Source organism: Streptomyces sp. NPDC044571 (assembly GCF_040647115.1).
In the GTDB taxonomy this organism is placed as follows: domain Bacteria; phylum Actinomycetota; class Actinomycetes; order Streptomycetales; family Streptomycetaceae; genus Streptomyces.
The window spans coordinates 155463-177804 of sequence record NZ_JBEZBN010000003.1 but is presented as its reverse complement, the minus strand read 5'-3'; the positions used below and the strand labels follow the sequence as shown (position 1 = coordinate 177804).

Sequence of the window (22342 nt, the reverse complement as noted above, 5' to 3'; positions counted from 1 at the left end):
TCCTCGCTCGGGAGCTCGGTGCTAGGAGGAGGACGCTAGACCCGTAGGTAACGGGCAGATGACGGGATGATCGCAAGTGGTCTGATGCGACCGGATACGGCCGTGTGTGGCGGTTGCGGATCAGCGCCAGAGGACGGCGACAAAGATATTGATCACGGTCAGTCCGCCGACCGCGCCGAACAGCGCCTTCCCCACCCGCTCCTCGTCGCGCTTGACGTAGACCAGGGCGAGGATCACGAAGAGGACGGCGAGCTTCACGCCGATCTTGATGTTGTTGACGTGCCCGCCGTCCATCTCGCGGAAGCCGACCAGCAGCACGCCGGTGACCAGCATGGTCAGCGCGCCGTGCAGCATCGCGGGCACGAAGCGGGCGATACCTGCGCCCATCGCCTTCATCTGGGTCAGGAAGCCACCGAGGAGCGAGGCGATCCCGATGATGTGCAGGCCGACGAAGACGTTGATCAGTACGCTCATGGCTTCGAGCGTACGGGGCCGATTTTCCGGGGGCGGGGCCGGGTGTCGGTCCGGCCCCCTAAACTCGGAAGGCGATGAGCAGCCTCTTTGACGACAGTTTCCTGGCAGACCTCACCCCCTCCGACGAGGTCCCGCCGCCGCCCGAGGAGCACGCCGCCCCGGAGCCGGGCGCCGACGACCTCTTCGGGGGCCGCTTCGACGTGCCCATGAGCGGCGACGCGTACTACCGGGACGGCTCCCCGAAGCCCGTCATCGACCCGGCGACCCTCCTGGACGGGCTGAACGAGCAGCAGCGCGCCGCCGTGGTCCACGCGGGCTCCCCCCTGCTCATCGTGGCCGGCGCGGGCTCCGGCAAGACCCGGGTGCTGACCCACCGGATCGGCCACCTGCTGGCCGCGCGGAACGTCCACCCCGGCCAGATCCTGGCGATCACCTTCACCAACAAGGCCGCCGGAGAGATGAAGGAGCGGGTCGAGGGCCTGGTCGGCCCGCGGGCGAACGCCATGTGGGTGTCCACCTTCCACAGTGCGTGCGTGCGCATCCTGCGCCGCGAGTCGAAGCGGCTCGGTTTCACCTCCTCCTTCTCGATCTACGACGCGGCCGACTCCAAGCGCCTCATGGCGCTCGTCTGCCGCGACCTGGACCTGGACCCGAAGAAGTTCCCGCCCAAGTCCTTCAACGCCAAGATCTCCAACCTGAAGAACGAGCTGATCGACGAGGACGCCTTCGCGGCGCAGGCCGTCGACGGCTTCGAGAAGACCCTCGCCCAGGCGTACGCGATGTACCAGGGCAGGCTGCGCGAGGCGAACGCGCTCGATTTCGACGACATCATCATGACCACCGTCCACCTGCTCCAGGCGTTCCCGGACGTCGCCGAGCACTACCGGCGCCGCTTCCGGCACGTGCTGGTGGACGAGTACCAGGACACCAACCACGCCCAGTACACGCTCGTGCGCGAACTCGTGGGGACGGGCTACCCCGACCTGCCGCCCGCCGAGCTGTGCGTGGTCGGTGACGCCGACCAGTCGATCTACGCCTTCCGCGGCGCCACCATCCGCAACATCCTCCAGTTCGAGGAGGACTACAAGGACGCGACGACGATCCTGCTGGAGCAGAACTACCGCTCCACGCAGACGATCCTGTCCGCGGCCAACGCGGTCATCGAGCGCAACGAGAACCGCCGCGCCAAGAACCTGTGGACCCAGGCCGGCGCGGGCACCGTCATCACCGGCTACGTCGCCGACACCGAGCACGACGAGGCCCAGTTCGTCGCCGACGAGATCGACCGGCTGACGGACGCGGGCGAGGCCAAGGCGGGCGACGTCGCGATCTTCTACCGGACCAACGCGCAGTCGCGTGTGTTCGAGGAGATCTTCATCCGCGTCGGACTCCCCTACAAGGTCGTCGGCGGCGTCCGCTTCTACGAGCGCAAGGAGGTCCGCGACGTCCTCGCCTACCTGCGCGTCCTCGCCAACCCCGAGGACAACGTTCCGCTGCGCCGCATCCTGAACGTGCCCAAGCGCGGCATCGGCGAGCGGGCGGAAGCGATGATCGACGCCCTCGCACTGCGCGAGAAGATCACCTTCCCGCAGGCGCTGCGCCGGGTGGACGAGGCCTTCGGCATGGCCGCCCGCTCGACCAATGCGGTCAAGCGGTTCAACGTGCTGATGGAGGAGCTCCGTACGATCGTGGACTCCGGAGCCGGCCCGGCGGTGGTACTGGAAGCGGTCCTGGAGCGGACCGGCTACCTCGCGGAACTCCAGGCCTCGACCGACCCGCAGGACGAGACGCGGATCGAGAACCTCCAGGAACTCGCCGCGGTGGCGCTCGAATTCGAGCAGGCCCGCGGAGAGGACGCCGGGACAGCAGAGGCTGCCGCCTCGGGCGGCACGCTCGCGGAGTTCCTGGAGCAGGTCGCGCTCGTCGCCGACTCCGACCAGATCCCCGAGGAAGACACCGAGGGCACGGGCGTCATCACGCTGATGACCCTGCACACCGCCAAGGGCCTCGAATTCCCGGTGGTCTTCCTGACCGGCATGGAGGACGGCGTCTTCCCGCACATGCGCGCGCTGGGCCAGACCAAGGAGTTGGAGGAGGAGCGCCGCCTCGCCTACGTCGGCATCACGCGCGCCCGGGAGCGGCTGTACCTGACGCGCTCCGCGATGCGCAGTGCGTGGGGCACCCCCTCGTACAACCCGCCGTCGCGGTTCCTGGAGGAGATCCCGGCCGAGTACCTGCAGTGGAAGCGCACGGGCGCGAAGCAGAAGCCGGCCGGACCGATGCGCGGATCCGGCTACGGTTCGGGCTCCGGCGGGGGCAGGGCCACGTTCGGCACCTCGCCCGAGGCGTTCCTGTCGTCCTCGCGTACCACGTCGGGGCCGTCCGGGTTCGCGACGCGCCGGGCCACCGACAAGCCGGTCGTCGCCCTGTCCGTCGGAGACCGGGTCACGCACGACCAGTTCGGGCTGGGCACGGTCATGGAGGTCAGGGGCGCCGGCGCGGACGCGCAGGCCACCATCGACTTCGGGGACGACAAGCCGAAGCGCCTGCTGCTGCGCTACGCGCCGGTGCAGAAGTTGTAACGGTCCTTCGGGGCAACGGCCGTTGGGGGACAGCGGCCGTTTCGGCCCGGCGCCCTTCGGGGCCCGTGCGGGCCGGTTCTGTCAGGTCGGGTCCAGGCCGTGGCTGCGCAGCCACGGCAGGGGGTCGATCGCCGACCCGCCGCCGGGCCGGACCTCGAAGTGGAGGTGCGGTCCGGTGGAGTTGCCCGAGTTGCCGGAGTACGCGATGACATCGCCGGCCTTGACCTTGCCGGACCGGATCTTGGTGCTGCTGAGGTGGCAGTACCAGGTCTCGGTGCCGTCGGGCGAGGTGACTATGGCCATGTTGCCGTAGGCGCTGTTCCACTGGGTGCGTACGGTGCCGTCGGTGGCGGCCATGACCGGGGTTCCGTAGCCGACCGGGAAGTCGATGCCGGTGTGCACGGACATCCACATGCCGCCGGCCTGGCCGAAGCTGGCGCTGAGGCCGTGCTGGGCGACGGGGATCGCGAACTTGGGGCGGGCCGCTTCCTTCGCCGCCTCCTCCTCCGCCTTCTTCTTGCGTTCCTCGTCCTGCCGCTGGCGCAGGTCGATGCGCTCCTGCGTGCGGCTCGCGCGGTCCGCGAAGTCACCGGCGTCGGCGCTGAGCGCGGCCAGCTGGGTGTCGAGCTTGCTGTTCGCCGCGACCGGCTTCACCGAGGCCGGGTCGGGCGCGGCCATCGTGGTGGTGTCCTCGGTGGCCTTCTCCGTGCCGGTGAGTCCGCCGACCGAGGCGGCCGCGACTCCGGCCACACCCATCACACAGGCGGACGGAACGGCGACGGTGAGGAGGGCGGAACGCTTCGCCGGGGTTCGGCGGCGGCTGCTGCCGGCAGACCTGGCGCCGGATGCGGCTGCGGCCTTGGCTCCGCCCTTGGCTGCGCCCTTGGCTCCGCCCTTGGCTCCGGCGCGGCGCGAGGGGCGCGGGGCAGCGGGTGCGTCCGGCGCGGCCGGTGTGACGGGCATCGCCTGGGTCGGCAGGTCGTGTACGGGGGCGAAGTCCAGGTCCGGCTCCGGCTCGGCGTCGGGCTCGGGCGCCCCGTCGGCGAGGACCTCGAAGACGGCGGTCTCGCTGTACGCCTCGGCGGCCGCGTACCCGTACTCCGCCGTGTGCTCCTGCTGCTGTTCGTGCGGGTACTGCTGGTACTGCGGCTGCTGCTGTTCGCCCTGGAACTCAGCCTGGTACTCGTAGGCGAAGGTCTGCGTCTGCTGTTCGTGCGCGACGGTGTTCCAGGCGGTGGCGTCGTACGCACCCGTCTCGGTGCCCGTGGTGCCGTAGCCCGGCATCGCCCACTGCCCGGTCTGCTGCTCGTAACCGAAGGCGGTGGACTGGTAGTCCGTGCTCGGCGTGTGCCAGCCGTGCCCGTCGTTCTGGGCGGGGATGCTCGACAGGTAGGTGTTGTCCTGCGGGTAACTCTCCTGCGGGGCCCAGGCCGTGGTGTCGTAGGCGCCGGTCTCGTAGGAGCCGTAGGAGGCTTGGTCATAGCCCTGAGCGCCCGCTCCGCCCTGCGTTTCATAGGAAACGTAGGCTGAGTCACCAGCGAAAGTGGTGGTGGAAAGGCCGTCGTACCCGGAATCGGGGTACAGGCCCGACGAGGGGCGGTCGTTCACCAACTTCTCTTTCGCCTCGGCAGTGGGGGCCTGGGTGGCCAGGGAACGAGAGGTTCCCTGGGGAGAGCAGTGGCGTGACTGTACCCGGCGGTTACTCGCAACGACAATCTTCGGAGGGTTTCCGACTGCGTGGAACCGGGCATTCGGCCGTCTTTCGGTCGGCGAAAGGCAGAGCCTTGGCCTTGAGTTCGAAATGCGTTCGAGTATGGGGCGGTCGTCGTTCACGCGACGGAAGCGGCCCCGCCCGGTCGTGCGACCCCGGTGGGAACCGGTCCGTCGAGGACCCGCCGGACCGCGGACGTCACTGCGGGATGCGCGGCCAGGGCCAGGTGTCCGATACCGATGACCTGCACGTTCTCCGCCTGTAGATCCGGGTGCTCGATCCGCGCCGTCCCGGGCGGGTCCATCAGTTGGTCGAACTCGCTCCAGAACGCCACGCATCGGGTCCGGCAGCCGGGCGCCGGTGCGCGCAACTCGGCCATCACCGCCGATTCCGGGCGCATCTGCCGGACCAGGGGGTGGACGTTCATGAAGGGGGCGAACCGTGTGCCGGAATGCGGGGTGCCGAGGGTGACGAGGGTGCGGACGCGCCGGTCGCCGCCGAGCCTCTGCACGTAGTACCGCCCGACCAGCCCGCCCAGGCTGTGCCCGACGAGGTCCACCTCCTGGTGGCCGGTCCGCGCGCACAGCTCCTCGACGTACCGGGCGAGATCGCGGGCGGTGACGCGCAGGTCGCGGGTGAACGGCGAATAGTTGTACGTCTCCACGCGCCTGAGGCGGCCCGCCGCGAGGGCGCGGCGCAGCAGGACGAAGACGGACCGGTTGTCGGTGAATCCGTGCAGCAGGAGCACCGGCGGCCGGCCACCGGCGCCGGAGGTCTGGGCCGTTTCACGGCATGTGGAGCGCTTCTCCTGGTACACCCCGGTCGGGTACAGCAGCAGGTGTCCGCCGAGCACGACCATTTCCAGTAATCCGGCGCGCAGTGCGGCACCGGACACGGGTATGCACAGCCCCATCGACGGCCTCCCCTGAGCCCTTTGGGACTGCAGCCTTCTGGCACTCGGGCCGCGCCACCGTGCCGTGCGGCTGTCGGTACGGTGGCGCGGCGACCCCGGTGCGGCTCTCCTGGCGGTGAATCAACGCCGTCCCACGTGTGATTTCCCCCTCGTGCTTGACCGTGAAACGGCGGTGTGCGCGATGCTGTACTTAACGTTCGTTCACTCGGGAGGCAGTGCGATGGGTGTGACCGGTCCGATCCGTGTGGTGGTGGCCAAGCCGGGTCTCGACGGCCACGACCGCGGCGCCAAGGTGATCGCGCGGGCGCTGCGGGACGCGGGCATGGAGGTCATCTACACCGGCCTCCACCAGACTCCCGAGCAGATCGTGGACACCGCCATCCAGGAGGACGCCGACGCGATCGGCCTGTCGATCCTCTCAGGGGCCCACAACACCCTGTTCGTCCGGGTGCTGGAGCTCCTCAAGGAGCGGGACGCGGAGGACATCAAGGTCTTCGGGGGCGGCATCATCCCGGAGGACGACATCGCCCCGCTGAAGGCGAAGGGCGTGGCCGAGATCTTCACCCCGGGCGCCACGACGACCTCGATCGTCGACTGGGTCCACACCAACATCCGCCGCCCCTGACCCCACCGGCCCGACCCGGCCCCCTGACCCCGCCGGGCCGACCTCCAACGCGTCCCCCCGGCCGCCCACCGCGGCCGCCTGCGGCCGGGTTCGGGTCCGCGCGGGTGCCGCTGGGTCGGCCTGGTTTCTGGCGGCCGGCCCGGCGCCAGTTGGCACGCGCCGGGCCAGCCCTCTGGCCGGGTCCGGCCCGGGGTCAGGCCGGGCCTCCGCCGGCGGTTCGGTCCGGCGCCGGGGGCTCGGGTCAGAACGCCCCCGTTGGGCCAGCGGCCAGGTCGGCGCTCCGCCGAGCGGGTAGGCCGCGTGGGGGCGGTCAGGTCGGTGGAGTGAGCTCCGTGAGCATCGACGCACGGACTCTGAGGGTGGCCACCAGCCGCTCGAAGGCCTCCGCCCAGTACGCCGCCGCGCCCGGCGAGGTGTCCGCTGCGCCCCGTGACGAGGCGGTCAGCGACTCCAGCCGGTCCGCCTCCGCGGGATCCAGGCAGCGCTCGGCCAGCCCCATCACCCCGCTGAAGCTCCACGGGTAGCTGCCCGCCTCCCGCGCCGCGTCCAGAGCGTCGACCACGGCCCGCCCCAGGGCCCCCGCCCACGGCACCACGCACACGCCGAGCAGCTGGAACGCCTCCGACAGGCCGTGGGCCCGTATGAACTCCGCGACCCATTCGGCTCGTTCCCCCTCGGGGAGGACCGAGAGCAGCTTGGCCCGCTCCGCGAGCGACGCCGTGCCCGGCGCCGTCGCGGTCGGAGCGGCCGCCGAGCCGAGCAGGGCCTTGGACCACTCGGGGTCGCGCTGGCGCACCGCCGCCCGGCACCACGCCGCGTGCAGTTCCTCCCTCCAGCCCTCGCCCTCGGCCACCGGCAGCGCGACGATCTGCGCCGGCCCGAGTCCCCCGAACCGCTCCCGCCAGCAGGACAGCGGCGCCGCCTCCACCAGCTGGCCCAGCCACCAGGCCCGCTCCCCGCGCCCGGCGGGCGGCCGCTCGACCACCCCGTCGCGCAGCATCCCGGCATCGCACTCGGCCGGTGCGGTCACCCCCTCCGGCCCTACGCAGGCCAGCGCCCGCCGCGCCATCCGCCCGGCCAGTGCCGACCCCGGCAGCGCCGACAGGAGCTCGGCGGCGGTCGCCCGGACATTGCGGCTCCTGTCGCCCAGGGCCGCCTCCAGGAAGGGCTCGTCCTCCTCGGCCAGCCCCACCCGCAGGGAGTCGAGGAACATCAGCCGGTCCTCGGCCCGCTCGGTGGCCCAGCTGGTCGACAGCAGCCGTATCGCGGCCGCCGGCTCATGCGCCCGTACGGCGCCGAGCAGGGCCACGCGCTCCGCGAACAAGCCCTCCTGCCACAGCCGTTCCACCGCGGCCCCGTCCGCGGGCGCGGGCAGCTCCCCGCTGCCGCCCGCCCCGCCGCGCAGCGCGAACCGCCAGTCCGGATTGAACCGGGCCAGCCACAGCCCGCGCGCCCCGGCCAGGGCCAGGGCCTGCGGACGCAGGTCCGTGCGGGCCCGGGCCGCGTCCAGCAGGGCGGGCACCAGCGCAGCCGGTGCGCGGTAGCCGTGCCGTACGGCGGCGGCCAGCCACTGGGGCAGCAGCTCCGTCAGATCCGGAGCCGACCCACGCCGCCCGCCGCCGCTGCCCGCGCCGCCCCGGCCGGCCAGCAGCTGGGCGAGCCGGCGCCGGGCGGCCTCCGGGGGTGCCGGGCGGGGATCGTGCGGCGCGGGCTCCGGCCGCGGACCGGCCTGGGCCGGCCGCAGCCCGGCCCGGCGCCGCAGGGTGTGCACGGCGGCCGCGTCGAGCAGGGCCCCCGGGCTGCCCTGCCGCCGCTCGGTGCCCAGCAGCGCGGCGCCGACCAGCTCGTCCCAGTTCCCGTACCCCGAGTCCGTGGCAGTGGCGGTGGCGGTCATCGGTCCCTCCCTCTTCCCTCATGGTGTTCCGTGCTCCGGTCCCGCCCCCTCCGCGGGACCGGAGCGGTCCCTGGGCCATTGCGCCCCGTTCGTCCTGCCCTTCAGCTGGCGTGGTTGTCGTCCACAGAAGCCCCCCGGCTCAGTCGTTTTGTGCACGACGACGCCCCCGCGCCGCCGTTCCCTGCGTATCCCCCTGCCGACGACGCCCCCGTGTCCCCGGTCAGACCAGGGCCACCGGCTCCGCCGTGTCCGGCGGCCAGGCCGTCAGCGGCGTGAAACCGCGATGGCCGCATTCGCCGAAGACCGTGACGGGCCCGCCGCCCGAGAGGGCGGCCAGTTGCCACAGCCCTGCGCGCGAGGCGCCCCCGGGCAGGGGTACCGGCAGCGCGGAGGTGCCCTCCGCATCCGCCAACTGCCAGCCCAGCTCTCCTGGTATCGGAATCACCGGACCCAGCACCACCGGCCAGGAGTCCAGCCACGGGTCCTCCCGCAGCGCCGCCCCGTACGCCTCCAGTGCCTCGGCCGTGCTCACCCCCGCCGGAGCCTGCGCGCCCGGGGCAGCCGCCGCCTGCCTGTCCGCGAGGTCGGCCCGCAGCCCCGCCGACCCGGGCCGGAAGCGGGCCTCCGCCTCCAGCACCAGACCCACGGGCAGCGCCAGACCCGGTGGCCGCCCGGGCGGTCCGAAGTCCAGCACCAGGGCCGGGCGCCCGCTCTCCAGCCCGCGCAGCCATATCCGGCGGGTGGTGAGCCGGCCGTCCGGCGACACCGTGTCGTACTGGGACAGCACGAGCCAGCGGTCCCGTACGGCCTCCCCCTCCGCGGCGGCACCCGGCAGCCCCACCCTGCTGCGCACCGTCGCGGCGAGCGGTTGCGGCAACCCGGCCAACCCCAGCCAGCCCCGGTTCAGCAGGTGCAGCAGCGCGCTCTCCTCCAGCATCCGGGCGGGCCAACCGGGACCGCAACTGGGTATCGTCCCCAACTCCCGCACCCGCGCGGCCAGTCCCGGCGCCTGTGCGTCGACCATCCGGGCGGCGGTCTCCTCCCAGGCCGCGTACCCGCTCTGCTCCTGGCCGGCCAGGCCCCCGCGCAGCAGGTCCACGAGCCGCTGCTCCAGCTCGGTGACGCCCCCGCCGATCCGGGCCGCCCGCCGCTCGGCCCGCCTCCGGGCAGCCTGCGCGTCCACCGGACGGGCCTCCGCGGCGGCCGGGCGGGCCGCCTTGGCCGCCCGCTCCGCCAGCCACTCACCGGCCCAGTCCGGCGCCTCCCCCGGCTCGCCGAGTCCCTCGGCGGCCCAGAGCAGCAGCAGTCCCAGCGCGTGCTTGCACGGGAACTTCCGGCTCGGGCAGGAGCACTTGTACGCCGGACCCGCCAGGTCCACGACCGTTCGGTACGGCGCTTTGCCGCTGCCCTTGCACAAGCCCCACACCGCACCGGAAGCGGAACCTCCGGTCTGCGACCAAGGACCCGCCCCGCTCAGCTTGCCTCCCGCCTTGCGTGACGCCTCGTCAGGAGCCAGAGCCAGTACCTGTTCCGCTGTCCAGCGGACCCCCTGCTCAGTCATGGAACAACCGTAGAGACCCCCACTGACAATCGCGCTGACCTGCAACGACGAGGTGTGCAGAGCCCGTTGTCAGTGCCGTGGTGCACCGTGGGAACAGCAGTCGGGAGCGGTTGCGGAGCATTGGAGGGGGACCATGAGCACGAACGGGATCGACACCGGAGCCGAGGCGCTGCGCCCGCACGCCGAAGACGCCTTCGCGGACGAACTGAAAGTCTTGGCGGCCGCCGACGACCGGCCCCGCCCGGCCCGCTGGAAGCTCTCCCCGTGGGCGGTCGCCACCTACCTCCTGGGCGGCACCCTGCAGGACGGAACCGTCATCACACCCAAGTACGTCGGCCCGCGCCGCATCGTCGAGGTCGCCGTCACCACGCTCGCCACCGACCGCGCGCTGCTCCTGCTCGGCGTCCCCGGCACCGCCAAGACCTGGGTGTCCGAGCACCTCGCCGCTGCCGTCAGCGGGGACTCCACCCTCCTGGTCCAGGGCACCGCCGGCACCCCCGAGGAAGCGATCCGGTACGGGTGGAACTACGCCCGCCTCCTCGCCCACGGGCCGAGCCGCGAAGCCCTCGTACCCAGCCCGGTCATGCGGGCCATGGCCGACGGCATGACCGCCCGCGTCGAGGAGCTCACCCGCATCCCCGCCGACGTCCAGGACACCCTCATCACCGTCCTGTCCGAAAAGACACTGCCGATACCGGAGCTCGGCGAGGAGGTGCAGGCCGTACGCGGCTTCAACCTCATCGCCACCGCCAACGACCGCGACCGCGGGGTGAACGAGCTCTCCAGCGCGCTGCGCCGCCGCTTCAACACGGTCGTGCTGCCGCTGCCCGCCACCGCCGACGCCGAGGTCGACATCGTCGCTCGCCGCGTCGACCAGATGGGCCGTTCCCTCGCACTGCCCTCCGCACCCGAGGGCCTGGAGGAGATCCGCCGCGTCGTCACCGTCTTCCGTGAACTGCGCGACGGGGTCACCGACGACGGACGGACGAAGGTGAAGACGCCGAGCGGCACCCTGTCCACCGCCGAGGCCATCTCCGTCGTCACGGGCGGCCTCGCGCTGGCGGCCCACTTCGGGGACGGGGTCCTGCGCCCGTCCGACGTGGCGGCAGGGATCCTCGGCGCCGTGGTCCGCGACCCCGCCGCCGACAAGGTCGTCTGGCAGGAGTACCTGGAGACCGTGGTGCGCGAGCGGGACGGCTGGAAGGACTTCTACCGCGCCTGCCGGGAGGTGACGGTATGAGCCCGACGGGGCGTTCGGGGCCGCTGCTGCTCGGCGTACGGCACCACGGGCCCGGCTCCGCCCGCGCGGTGCGGGCCGCCCTCGACGCGGCCCGGCCCGCCGCCGTGCTCATCGAGGGGCCGCCCGAGGGCGACGCGCTGCTGACGCTGGCCGCCGACCCCGGGATGCGGCCGCCCGTCGCCCTGCTCGCCCACGCCGCCGACGACCCGGCCAGGGCCGCCTTCTGGCCGCTGGCCGAGTTCTCGCCGGAGTGGGTCGCCATCCGCTGGGCGCAGGAGCAGGACGCGGCGGTGCCGGTGCGGTTCATCGACCTCCCGGCCGCGCACACCCTGGCGGCGCAGCAGGAGGCCGACGCGCCCGATTCCGTACGGCTGGACCCCCTGGCGGTGCTCGCCGAAACCGCCGGGTACGACGACCCCGAGCGCTGGTGGGAGGACGTGGTCGAGCACCGGGGCGACGGCACGGCCGATCCGCCGGCGGCGTTCGAGGCGCTCGGTGAGGCCATGGGCGCCCTGCGCGAGGCGTACGGCGACGGCGGTCACACCCGCGACCTGGTGCGGGAGGCGTTCATGCGGCAGCGGATGCGGGCCGCCCGCCGGGAGTTCGGCGAGGACTACGCCGTGGTGTGCGGGGCCTGGCACGTCCCGGCACTCCGCGCGAGGACCACGGCGGCCGCGGACAAGGCCCTGCTGACCGGGCTGCCCAAAGTCAGGGTGGAGACCACCTGGGTTCCCTGGACCCACCGGCGTCTCGCCCGGGCCGGGGGGTACGGGGCGGGCATCACCTCGCCCGGTTGGTACGCCCACCTCTTCGCGGCCCGGGACCGGCCGGTGGAGCGCTGGCTCACGAAGGTCGCCCGCCTGCTCCGGGAGGAGGACCGACAGGTCTCCTCGGCGCACGTCATCGAGGCGGTCCGGCTGGCCGAGACGCTGGCGGCGGTGCGCGGCCGGCCCCTGCCCGGGCTGGCGGAGACCCTGGAGGCCGTCCGGGCGGTGATGTGCGACGGCTCGGACGTACCGCTCGCGCTCGTCGAGGACCGGCTGGTCGTCGGTGACGTCCTCGGCGAGGTGCCCGACGCGGCCCCCGTCGTCCCCCTCCAGCGGGACCTGACCCGCCGGCAGCGCTCGCTGCGGCTGAAGGCCGAGGCGCAGGACCGCGAGCTGGAGCTCGACCTGCGCAAGGACACCGACGCGGCGAAGTCCCTGCTGCTGCGCCGGCTGCGGCTGCTCGGCATCGACTGGGGCACCCCGGCCGCCTCCCGCGGGAGCACCGGCACGTTCCGCGAGACCTGGCGGCTGCGCTGGGATCCGGAGCTGTCGGTGCGGGTCGCCGAGGCGGGCATATGGGGGACCACCGTCCTCGCCGCCGCCACGGCCAAGGCCGAGGCGGATGCGGCCGGGGCGGCGGAGCTGGGAGAGGTCACCACGCTGGCCGAGCAGTGCCTGCTGGCCGGTCTGGCCGGCGCCCTGCCCGGCGTGCTGCGCGCCCTCGCCGACCTGGCCGCGCTGGACACCGACGTGGCCCGGCTCGCCAAGGCGCTGCCCGCACTGGCCCGCTCCTTGCGCTACGGAGACGTCCGCGGGACCGACGCCTCCGCCCTGGGCACGGTGGCGAGCGGCCTGGCCGAGCGGATCTGCGTCGCGCTGCCGCCCGCCTGCGCCGCCGGCCTCGATGCCGACGGGGCGGCGGAGCTGTGCGGCCACGTCGACGGGGTGCACGGGGCGATCGGGCTCCTCGCGGACACCGGCGCGGCCGACGGCCTGCGGGAGCGCTGGTCGGCGGTGCTCGGCGCGCTGGCCGGCCGGGACACGGTCCCCGGGCTGATCCGCGGCCGGGCGGCGCGGCTGCTGCTGGACGACGGACGGCTGCCGGCCGAGGAGACGGCCCGCCTGATGGGCCTGGCCCTGTCCCCGGCCGCCGCACCCGCGGATGCGGCGGGCTGGATCGAGGGCTTCACCGGCGGTGGAGCGGGCGGCGGCACCCTGCTGGTCCACGACGACCGGCTGCGGGGACTGATCGACGCCTGGCTGGTCTCGGTGCCGGAGCGTGCGTTCATCGACGTACTGCCGCTGCTGCGGCGGACCTTCGGGGCGTTCGAGCCGGGCGTGCGCCGCAGCCTCGGCGACCTGGTCCGCCGCGGGCCCGGCGCCGCCCCGGCCGCCCGATCGGGCTCCGGCTCGGCCCCGGCGGGCTTCGCCCCGGACCTGGACCCGGCCCGCGCCGACGCGGTGCTCGACGTGGTCCGGCTCCTGCTCGACGGGCCGGAGCGCATACCCGCGACACCCGGCTGAGCGGAACCGCACCCGGACCGACACGGCCCGGGCCGCAAGCCCACCGGCGCCGGGGCCGGCCGGCCGCTCAGCCCTACACGCCGGCCCACGGGCCCGGCACTCGGACCCGGCACACAGGAACGACACGGACAGGGGGACGGACAGATGGTCGGTACGGGAATCCCGGCGGCGCCGAGCGGGGCCGAGGAGGCCGCACAGGCAGGCGAAGGCGACCGGCTGCGGCGGTGGCGGATGGTGCTCGGCGGCGGCGAGGCCGACGGGACCGGGTGCGCGCTCAGCGGGCGGGACGCCGCCATGGACGCCGCACTCGGCGCGCTGTACGGGGGTGCAGCCGGCGGCAGCCGCTCCCGCAGGGCGGCGGGGGAGCGCTCGGCGGGGCTCGGCGGATCCGCGCCCAACGTGGCGCGCTGGCTCGGTGACATCCGTACGTACTTCCCGAGCTCCGTCGTCCAGGTGATGCAGCGCGACGCCATCGAGCGCCTCGACCTGTCCACGCTGCTGCTGGAGCCCGAGATGCTGGAGGCCGTCCAGCCCGACGTGCACCTCGTCGGCACCCTGCTCTCCCTCAACAAGGCCCTGCCGGAGACGACCAGGGAGACGGCCCGCGCCGTGGTCCGCAAGGTGGTCGAACAGCTGGAGAAGAAGCTGGCCTCCCGGACCCGGGCCACCCTGACCGGCGCGCTCGACCGCTGCGCCCGGATCAGCCGGCCGCGCCACCACGACATCGACTGGGACCGCACCATCCGGGCGAATCTGAAGAACTACCTGCCCGAGTACCGCACCGTGGTCCCCGAGCGGCTCATCGGGTACGGCCGTTCGGCCCAGTCGGTGAAGAAGGAGGTGATCCTCTGCATCGACCAGTCCGGTTCGATGGCGGCCTCGGTCGTCTACGCCTCCGTGTTCGGGGCGGTGCTCGCCTCCATGCGTTCGATCGCGACCCGCCTCGTCGTCTTCGACACGGCCGTCGTGGACCTGACGGATCAGCTCGACGATCCGGTGGACGTTCTCTTCGGAACCCAGCTCGGCGGCGGCACCGACATCAACCGCGCCCTCGCCTACTGCCAGTCGAAGATCACCCGGCCCGCCGACACCGTCGTGGTCCTGATCAGCGATCTGTACGAGGGCGGCATACGCAACGAGATGCTGAAGCGGGTCGCAGCGATGAAGGGGGCGGGCACCCAGTTCGTGACCCTGCTCGCGCTGTCCGACGAGGGCGCGCCCGCCTACGACCGCGAACACGCCGCGGCCCTTTCCGCACTGGGCGCCCCGGCCTTCGCCTGCACCCCCGACCTGTTCCCGGAGGTGATGGCCGCGGCCCTGGAGAAGCGTCCGCTTCCGGTCCCCTGAACGGCCGCCCCCAGCACCTCGCGCGGTCCTCCGCCCATCGGCAGATCACACGAAGTTCCAGTTCAACCGTGAGGTGTTCTGTGACAGGTATCACCGCTCAGGTGTGAGCTGCGATTTAGGGACCCACGGCCCGCGGGGATAACCTGCGGGACGGACATGCCGCGTCCACGGTGACCGTGTGCGCATCCCCTGTGACAGCGCCGTCACGTTGCCCTCCGCGGCACGCCCACGCAGATAGCAGACAACCGCGATCACTGCGAATCTTAAAAAAGACAAGGGACGGACGCGCGTGGACCTGTTCGAGTACCAGGCGAGGGACCTCTTCGCCAAGCACGGTGTACCGGTGCTGGCCGGTGAAGTCATCGACACGCCTGAGGCGGCTCGCGAGGCCACCGAGCGGCTGGGCGGCAAGTCGGTCGTCAAGGCGCAGGTGAAGGTCGGCGGCCGCGGCAAGGCCGGTGGCGTCAAGCTCGCCGCGACCCCGGACGAGGCCGTCGCCCGCGCGACGGACATCCTGGGCATGGACATCAAGGGCCACACGGTCCACAAGGTGATGATCGCGGAGACCGCTCCCGAGATCGTCGAGGAGTACTACGTCTCCTACCTGCTCGACCGCACCAACCGCACCTTCCTGGCCATGGCCTCGGTCGCGGGCGGCATGGACATCGAGCAGGTCGCCGAGGAGACCCCCGAGAAGCTCGCCAAGGTCCCGGTGAACGCCAACGAGGGCGTGACCATCGAGAAGGCCCGCGAGATCGTCGCCCTGGCGCAGTTCCCGGCCGAGGTCGCCGAGAAGGTCGCCGAGGTCCTCGTGACCCTGTGGAAGACCTTCATCGCCGAGGACGCGCTCCTCGTCGAGGTCAACCCGCTCGCGAAGGTCGCCTCCGGCGAGGTCATCGCGCTCGACGGCAAGGTCTCCCTCGACGAGAACGCCGAGTTCCGCCAGCCGGGCCACGAGGAGTTCGTGGACCACGCGGCCGCGAACCCGCTTGAGGCCGCCGCCAAGGCCAAGAACCTCAACTACGTCAAGCTCGACGGTGAGGTCGGCATCATCGGCAACGGCGCGGGTCTCGTCATGAGCACCCTCGACGTGGTCGCGTACGCCGGCGAGAACCACGGTGGCGTCAAGCCCGCCAACTTCCTGGACATCGGCGGTGGCGCCTCCGCCGCCGTCATGGCCAACGGTCTTGAGATCATCCTCGGCGACCCGGACGTCAAGTCCGTCTTCGTCAACGTCTTCGGTGGCATCACCGCCTGCGACGAGGTCGCCAACGGCATCGTCCAGGCGCTGGCCCTGCTGGAGGAGAAGGGTGAGGCGGTCACCAAGCCGCTCGTCGTCCGTCTCGACGGCAACAACGCCGAGCTGGGTCGCAAGATCCTCTCGGACGCCAACCACCCGCTGGTCCAGCGCGTGGACACCATGGACGGTGCGGCCGACAAGGCCGCCGAGCTCGCGGCTGCGAAGTAAGGGCAGAGGTCACAGACTCACATGGCTATCTTCCTCAACAAGGACAGCAAGGTCATCGTCCAGGGCATGACCGGTGCCACGGGCATGAAGCACACCAAGCTGATGCTGGCTGACGGCACCAACATCGTCGGCGGCGTGAACCCGCGCAAGGCCGGCACGACCGTCGACTTCGACGGCACCGAGGTCCCGGTCTTCGGCTCGGTCGCCGAGGCGATGGAGAAGACGGGCGCCAACGTCTCCGTCCTCTTCGTGCCGCCGGCCTTCGCCAAGGCCGCCGTCGTCGAGGCGATCGACGCCGAGATCCCGCTGGCCGTCGTCATCACCGAGGGCATCGCGGTGCACGACTCCGCCGCCTTCTGGGCGTACGCGACCGCCAAGGGCAACAAGACCCGGATCATCGGCCCCAACTGCCCGGGTCTGATCACCCCCGGCCAGTCCAACGCCGGCATCATCCCGGGCGACATCACCAAGCCCGGCAAGATCGGTCTCGTGTCCAAGTCCGGCACGCTGACCTACCAGATGATGTACGAGCTCCGGGACATCGGCTTCACCTCCGCCGTCGGCATCGGTGGCGACCCGGTCATCGGCACCACGCACATCGACGCCCTGGAGGCCTTCGAGGCCGACCCGGAGACCGAGCTGATCGTCATGATCGGCGAGATCGGCGGCGACGCCGAGGAGCGTGCGGCGGACTTCATCGCGAAGAACGTCACCAAGCCGGTCGTCGGCTACGTCGCGGGCTTCACCGCCCCCGAGGGCAAGACCATGGGCCACGCCGGCGCCATCGTCTCCGGTTCTTCCGGCACCGCACAGGCCAAGAAGGAAGCCCTTGAGGCGGCAGGCGTGAAGGTCGGCAAGACGCCGACCGAGACCGCCAAGCTGGCGCGCGAGATCCTGAACGCCGCGCAGTAGTCTCCTGCCGCTGCGGTACGTAGGTACGTACGTGCATACGGGCGTGGCCCGCATCCCTTCGGGGGTGTGGGCCACGCCCGTTTCCGCGCCTGCCTGCCTGCCCTTGTCGCCTAGCCGCCTACTCCATCTCGGGGGCGAGGCGGGCGGGCCCGGCGTCCGGATCGGCGCGCAGTTTGTCGTGGAGCTCCTGGCTCTGCTGGGTGAGCTGCTGGGGGCCGCTGAGCGGAGGCACGCCGGAGACGCTCACGCCCGGGGCGATCGGGGGCTCGTACTGGCGGGGCGCGGTCACGGTGGTGTACGCCGTCGCGACGGCGATCACCGCGGTCAGGCCGAAGACCGCCCGGCTCCAGCCGCGGGCCCGGTATTCGGCAGCCCTCCGGACGACGGCCGCGGGGCGCGGCACCAGCGGTCCCGGGGGCCGCACCGCACCGAGCCGCTCGCGCAACACCGCGGACCGCCGCTCGGGCGGGGCGGCGGCCAGGTCGGGGATCCGGTCGGCGAGCTCGGTGTGCGCGGTGAGGAGGCGGTAGCCCGCGATGGGGGTGCTGCACTCGGTCTCGGCGGCGGTGTCCGGGAGGTCGAGGCCGACGCCGTCGTAGAGCAGGACGGTACGCCGGTGGGTGGGAGGCAGCGCGAGCATCGCGTCCATCACGATCCGGTCGGCGGGGTCCGCCGGGGGCTGGTCGGGGTGCTTGTGGGCGCGGCGGAAGCGGTGCCAGGGGGAGAGGGCGTACTCGTACGCGACCGCGCGCACCCAGCCGACGGGATCGGGATCGGTGGCCACCTCGGGCCAGCGCGCCCAGGCCTGCTGGAACGCCCGCTCCACGGTCTCTTGGGCGAGCTCGCGGCGGCCGGTGAGCAGGTAGATCTGCCGTACGAGGGAGTACGCGGCCGCCCCGTGCAGCCGGTCGAACGCCCCGGCAGGCCCCCGCTCCACGGGCCCCACGGCCACCACCTCGGCCTCCGCGGGAGCCGCCGCCCCCGAGCCCGCGTGGACACTGTCGCCACCGGGCCCCTCAGCCCCGGCCCCGAGGTGCACCACCCCGCACCCGACGCCGCCCCACGCCCCCACCCCGAACACGACCTCGGCCGCAACGCCGGGATCGAGCACGCCCTCGGACTCGGCGTCACCAGCCTCAACCGCGGGCCGGGCGTCTGCCCCGTGACTGGCGTCGGCCCCGGCCCCAGCCGCGTGCCCGACCCCAGCGCGGGCCTCGGCCTCGGCACCTTGCCCGGCCTCAGCATCGGTCCCGTGTCCGGCCAAGGCCACGTCCTCGGCGCCGGTCCCGTCCTCGGGCCCGGCACCGGTCGCGTGCCCGGCCTCGGGCCCGGCTTCGGGACCGGTCCCGGTCTCGGCGTCGGCACCGGCCTTGGGCTCGGCTTCGGGACCGGTCCCAGCGCCGGGCCGAGCGTCTGCCCCGTGACTGGCGTCTGCGCCGGTCGCAGCCCCGTGCCCGGCCCCGGCACCTTGGCCGGCCCCCGCATCGGTCCCGTGCCCGGCCTCGGGTACGTCGCCGGCGCCGGCGCCGGTCCTGCTCCCGGCCTCGGCCAGGGCCACGGGACCGGTCCCAGGCCCGGGCCCGGCGTCGGCCTCCACGGCCTCGGCATCGGTCCCGTGCCCGTCCTCAGGCCCGGTCCCAGCTACGGTCCGGGCGTCGGTCTGGGCACCCTGCCGGGCCTCAGCATCGGTCTCATGCCTGGCTTCGGGCACGGCCTCGGCGTCGGTTTCTACGCCTTGGTCGGCCTCGGCGTCGGCACCGGCTTTGGGCCCGGCGTCGGGACGGGTCCCAGCCCCGGGCCGGGCGTCGGCACCGGTCCCGTCCCCGGGCAAGGCATCGGTCCCACGCCCGGCCCCGGCACCCTGCCCGGCCTCGGCATCGGTCTCGACCCCATGACCGGCCTCAGCCTCAGCCTCAGCCTCAGCCTCAGCTTCAGCCGCGGCGTCGGTCCCAGCCTCGGGCCGGGCGTCGGCCACGGCGCCGGCCTTGTCCACGGGCCGGGTGCCGGGCACGGCCCCAGCCCCGGCCTCGGGCGCGCCGTCGGCGCCGTGAGTGGCTTCGGCACAGGTCTCGGGCCCGGGAGCGGGTTCGGCATCGGTCGTGGTGCCGGCGGTGGCGGGGGCGCCCGGGGCGGAATGGGCGGCGCCGGCCTCTGCGGCCGTATGGGGGAGAGGCTCGGCTCCCGGGTGGGGCTCGCCCTCGGCGTCGGTCCCGGCCCGGTTGTCGGGCGGCCCGGCCGCGGCGTCGGGAGGGGACGGGGCGCCGGCCTCGGATCCGGCCGTGGTCCCGAGGCGGGGTGCGGCCTCGCCGCCCGCTTCGGCAGGGAGGATCGCGGCGTCGGGCGTTGGGGCGGCAACGGGATCGCGGGAACCGGGAGTGGACGCGACGTCAGCTGGGGTGGGCCGGCGCAGGGTGGACAGGAAGGCGGCGTACACACGGCGCTTGCGGCCGCGGGGGGTCGTGCGGCCCGCTTCCCAGGAGCGGACCGTCGTGGCGGTCACCCCGACCGCCGCCGCCACCTCCGCACGCGTCAGGCCCGCCGCCTCGCGCAGTCTGCGGCGTTCCTTGGGCGAGGGGAGCCTCGGCTCCTCGACGCTCTGTGTCATGCCACGCTCCCCGCGACCTTCCGGCAGTCCTGGGCGAAAAAATACATAAAACGTATATTGGGCGACACCACGGACATTCGCCTATTACCCGCCCATAGCGCGTGTCGTTGGCACCATGTCGGGGTGACCCAAGTGACCGAACGCGGGACCCCGTTGCCCCCGGCCCCGCAGCCTCCGGCTCCGCTGCCCACGGCCCCGCGCCCCGCGGCCCGCCGGCGCCGTTCGCCCGCGGCCGCCGCCTGTGTCCTCGGCGGTGCCGTCGCCGCCGGGCTGGGGCTCGGCTTCCTCGCCGTGCTCGTGATCGTGCTGTGGATCAGCTCCCCGTACCCCGACAGCGGCCCCGGCGGTGCCCTGCACCTCGCCGCCGGGCTGTGGCTGCTCGCCCACGGGACCGAGCTGGTCCGCTACGAGACCCTGTCCGGGACGCCCTCCCCCGTCGGGCTGACCCCGCTGCTGCTCGTCGCGCTGCCCGCGCTGCTCATGCGGCGAGCCGCGCGGCTCGGCAGCGCCGCCGACGACGGGGACGAGGTCCTGCCCGCCAGTGCCATCTTCTCGGCCGTGACCTGCGGTTATCTAGGCGTCGGCTCACTGGCCACGGTTTACGCGGCCGGCGGCCCCATGCCCGCCGACCCGCTCAGCGCCGCCTGGCACGTCCCGCTCGTCGCCGTCCTCGCGGCGGGCGCCGGCGTGTGGTCGGCCAAGGGGCGCCCGCTCGGGCCGCTGCCCCGCTGGGTGCCCGGGGCGCTCCGGCAGGCCGTCGCGCGGCCCCGGTACGCGCTGGCGCTCCGGGCGGGGACCGCCGGGGCCCTCGTGCTGCTGGGCGGCGGCGTGCTGCTCGTCGGGGCTTCGCTCGTCTGGCACGGCGCGGAGGCGCGGACCTCGCTCATGGCGCTGACCGGGGTGTGGTCGGGCCGGTTCGCCGTCCTGCTCCTCGCCCTCGCGCTGCTCCCGAACGCCGCGGTCTGGGGCGCCGCCTACGCCCTCGGGCCCGGCTTCGCCCTCGGGACCGGCGTGACCGCCACCCCGCTCGGCTTGGCCCATCCGCCGCAGCTGCCGAGGTTCCCGCTGCTGGCGGCGCTGCCGCCCGAAGGGCCCGGCACCCTGCTGACCTGCGCGACTGCCGGGCTGCCGGTGCTGGCGGGGCTGGTGGTGGGGTGGTTCGCGGTCCGCCGGGCGCGTGAAGTTCCCTGCGGTGAAACCGCTCTGACGACGACTCTGGGGGCCGTGGTGTGCGGGTTGCTGATGGCCGGCCTCGCCGCCGCCTCGGCCGGGCCGCTCGGCTCCCGGCAGCTGGCGAGCTTCGGGCCGGTGTGGTGGGCGACCGGGGTGGCGGCCTTCGCGTGGACGCTGCTGCCCGCCGTACCGGTCGCGGTGGCGGTCCACTCCTGGCGCAATCGCCCCGCCCGCAGGGGCGCCGCCGTGGAGGACGACTGGCACGACAGCGGCGTACGGGAGGTCCGCTGGGAGGCCCTGCGCCGCACGGCGGTGGCCCTGGTGCCCGAACTGCCCGGGGAGACCACCCCGGCACCGGTACCGGCCCCGGCCGCCGACCTGGATCCGCCCGCACCGGCGAAAGCACCGAGGAAGGTCAAGGTGGTGACGGGAATTCAGCTGGACCTGGCCTCGCTCAAGGCCCCCCCGAACCCGCCCGCCCCGAACCCGCCCGCCCCGAATCCGACCGGCCCGAGTCCGGCCGCCCCGCTTGCGGCCGCCCCGGAGCCGGCCACCCCACAGCCGGCCGACCCGGTGCATCAGGCCGATCCGCCGGCGCAGCCCCAGGCCGTCGGGGCGCCGCTCGTACCACCCGTCGCGGGCGCGCGCGTCCTGGCCCGCCGCAGGCCCCCGGCCTGAGCCGAAGGGCGTCCTGGCCCGGCACGATCCGGGCCCGGCCCCAGGCCAGGCCCAGCCCAGGCCCTAGGTCCGGACCTTCAGGTACCTGCCGAGCAGGTTGTCCGGCAGCAGCCTGTTGCACTGCAGTTCCGCCGTCTGCGTGAGGGCGTCCTCGCGGCAGACGTAGAAGTCCTTGTACGCGAGCTGCACGGCGTACGAGCTCAGCGCCAGCAGGATCGCCAGCGAGGCCGTGACCAGGCCGCTGATCGCAGCGGTCCGCTGGGGCCGGGCGGCGGGCCCCAGGGCGGCGAGCCCGCCCCGGGCCGCCGTGCCGTCCGAGCCCGGCTCCGCCGGCGCCCCGGGCCTGCCGCGCAGCCCGCTGATCCCCCAGTACAGCGCGAGCGCACCGAGCAGCAGCCCGACCGAGGGGATGTCGAAGAGCCCGAAGAAGAAGCCCCACATGCCGGCCAGCAGTGCGTAGCGGGCGTGGCGCTGGATCGGGTCCGTCGGATCCCAGCGCACCGGCCCTTCGGGGCCCGGGCCGGGTTCCCCGGTCGGGCGGCCGCCGTCACCGCCGCCGCGCGGCTGCCACGGCTGGTCGGGCCGGCCTTCCGGGGGAGCCGCGAAGGGGTTGTCGTCGGTGGAGGAGTCGGGCTGACGGCGGTCCGGCATCGAGTGCGTTACTTCCCCTGTGTCGTGGACACCCGTGGTGGGCGTCGAGTGCGGCGCGGGCGTTTACGGCATGTATGCCGCACGCTACCCCTCGGCCGTCCCCCCGTCCCTCGGGGGCTGTCCGGTGTGCCGGTATCGTTGCAGGCGGTCGCGCCTTCGTATGGTCCCCCGTATACCGGGGCCCCGGAGTTTCGTATGACCACACAAGACGAACGAC

The 22342-nt window shown here is 73.5% G+C and carries 14 protein-coding genes and 1 pseudogene; 8 read left to right on the top strand and 7 right to left on the bottom strand.

The window, feature by feature from the left end; genetic code table 11:
• Positions 1-120 precede the first annotated feature (120 nt).
• A complete protein-coding gene (locus AB0B01_RS03015; RefSeq protein WP_361712223.1) occupies positions 121-474 on the bottom strand; it encodes a hypothetical protein in 354 nt (117 codons plus the stop codon).
• A 74-nt stretch (positions 475-548) separates the two neighbouring features.
• On the opposite strand from AB0B01_RS03015, the gene pcrA reads away from it, so the two are divergent.
• Positions 549-3056, top strand: coding sequence for a DNA helicase PcrA (gene pcrA, locus AB0B01_RS03010; RefSeq protein ID WP_361712221.1), 2508 nt, complete (start codon positions 549-551; stop codon positions 3054-3056).
• An 81-nt stretch (positions 3057-3137) separates the two neighbouring features.
• Here pcrA and AB0B01_RS03005 read toward each other — a convergent pair whose 3' ends face one another.
• Complete coding sequence (locus tag AB0B01_RS03005; protein WP_361712219.1) at positions 3138-4664, bottom strand: M23 family metallopeptidase; 1527 nt, start codon at positions 4662-4664, stop codon at positions 3138-3140.
• Between the two features lie 221 nt (positions 4665-4885).
• A complete protein-coding gene (locus tag AB0B01_RS03000; RefSeq protein WP_361712217.1) occupies positions 4886-5680 on the bottom strand; it encodes an alpha/beta fold hydrolase in 795 nt (264 codons plus the stop codon).
• Positions 5681-5900: 220 nt separating this feature from the next.
• Here AB0B01_RS03000 and AB0B01_RS02995 point away from each other — a divergent pair, with 220 nt between their 5' ends.
• Positions 5901-6305, top strand: a complete 405-nt coding sequence (locus AB0B01_RS02995) for a cobalamin B12-binding domain-containing protein (protein WP_361712215.1) — start codon at positions 5901-5903, stop codon at positions 6303-6305.
• A 310-nt stretch (positions 6306-6615) separates the two neighbouring features.
• Here AB0B01_RS02995 and AB0B01_RS02990 read toward each other — a convergent pair whose 3' ends face one another.
• Both AB0B01_RS02990 and AB0B01_RS02985 read right to left on the bottom strand, forming a co-directional pair.
• A complete protein-coding gene (locus AB0B01_RS02990; protein WP_361712213.1) occupies positions 6616-8199 on the bottom strand; it encodes a DUF5691 domain-containing protein in 1584 nt (527 codons plus the stop codon).
• A gap of 220 nt (positions 8200-8419) precedes the next feature.
• Positions 8420-9760 (bottom strand): SWIM zinc finger family protein, encoded by a 1341-nt coding sequence (locus AB0B01_RS02985; RefSeq protein ID WP_361712211.1) that lies wholly within the window; start codon positions 9758-9760, stop codon positions 8420-8422.
• A 133-nt stretch (positions 9761-9893) separates the two neighbouring features.
• Between AB0B01_RS02985 and AB0B01_RS02980 the strand changes: the two genes are divergently transcribed.
• The 5 genes from AB0B01_RS02980 (at position 9894) to sucD (ending at position 17018) form a co-directional block, all read left to right on the top strand.
• A complete protein-coding gene (locus tag AB0B01_RS02980; RefSeq protein WP_361712209.1) occupies positions 9894-11000 on the top strand; it encodes an AAA family ATPase in 1107 nt (368 codons plus the stop codon).
• A complete protein-coding gene (locus AB0B01_RS02975; RefSeq protein ID WP_361712208.1) occupies positions 10997-13291 on the top strand; it encodes a DUF5682 family protein in 2295 nt (764 codons plus the stop codon). Before AB0B01_RS02980 ends, AB0B01_RS02975 begins: the two co-directional genes overlap by 4 nt.
• Positions 13292-13522: 231 nt before the next feature.
• Positions 13523-14638, top strand: a complete 1116-nt coding sequence (locus AB0B01_RS02970; protein WP_361712278.1) for a VWA domain-containing protein — start codon at positions 13523-13525, stop codon at positions 14636-14638.
• A gap of 289 nt (positions 14639-14927) precedes the next feature.
• Complete coding sequence (gene sucC / locus AB0B01_RS02965) at positions 14928-16106, top strand: ADP-forming succinate--CoA ligase subunit beta (RefSeq protein ID WP_361712207.1); 1179 nt, start codon at positions 14928-14930, stop codon at positions 16104-16106.
• 21 nt (positions 16107-16127) lie between these two features.
• Positions 16128-17018 (top strand): succinate--CoA ligase subunit alpha, encoded by an 891-nt coding sequence (gene sucD, locus AB0B01_RS02960; protein ID WP_030710487.1) that lies wholly within the window; start codon positions 16128-16130, stop codon positions 17016-17018.
• A 2407-nt stretch (positions 17019-19425) separates the two neighbouring features.
• Here the strand turns inward: sucD and AB0B01_RS02955 are convergent.
• Positions 19426-19623, bottom strand: a pseudogene (locus tag AB0B01_RS02955) (helix-turn-helix transcriptional regulator); the annotation flags it as partial.
• Between the two features lie 123 nt (positions 19624-19746).
• Here AB0B01_RS02955 and AB0B01_RS02950 point away from each other — a divergent pair.
• Positions 19747-21474, top strand: a complete 1728-nt coding sequence (locus AB0B01_RS02950; protein ID WP_361712205.1) for a DUF6350 family protein — start codon at positions 19747-19749, stop codon at positions 21472-21474.
• 63 nt (positions 21475-21537) lie between these two features.
• Here the strand turns inward: AB0B01_RS02950 and AB0B01_RS02945 are convergent, their stop codons facing one another.
• Positions 21538-22125 (bottom strand): hypothetical protein, encoded by a 588-nt coding sequence (locus AB0B01_RS02945; protein ID WP_361712203.1) that lies wholly within the window; start codon positions 22123-22125, stop codon positions 21538-21540.
• Positions 22126-22342 lie beyond the last annotated feature (217 nt).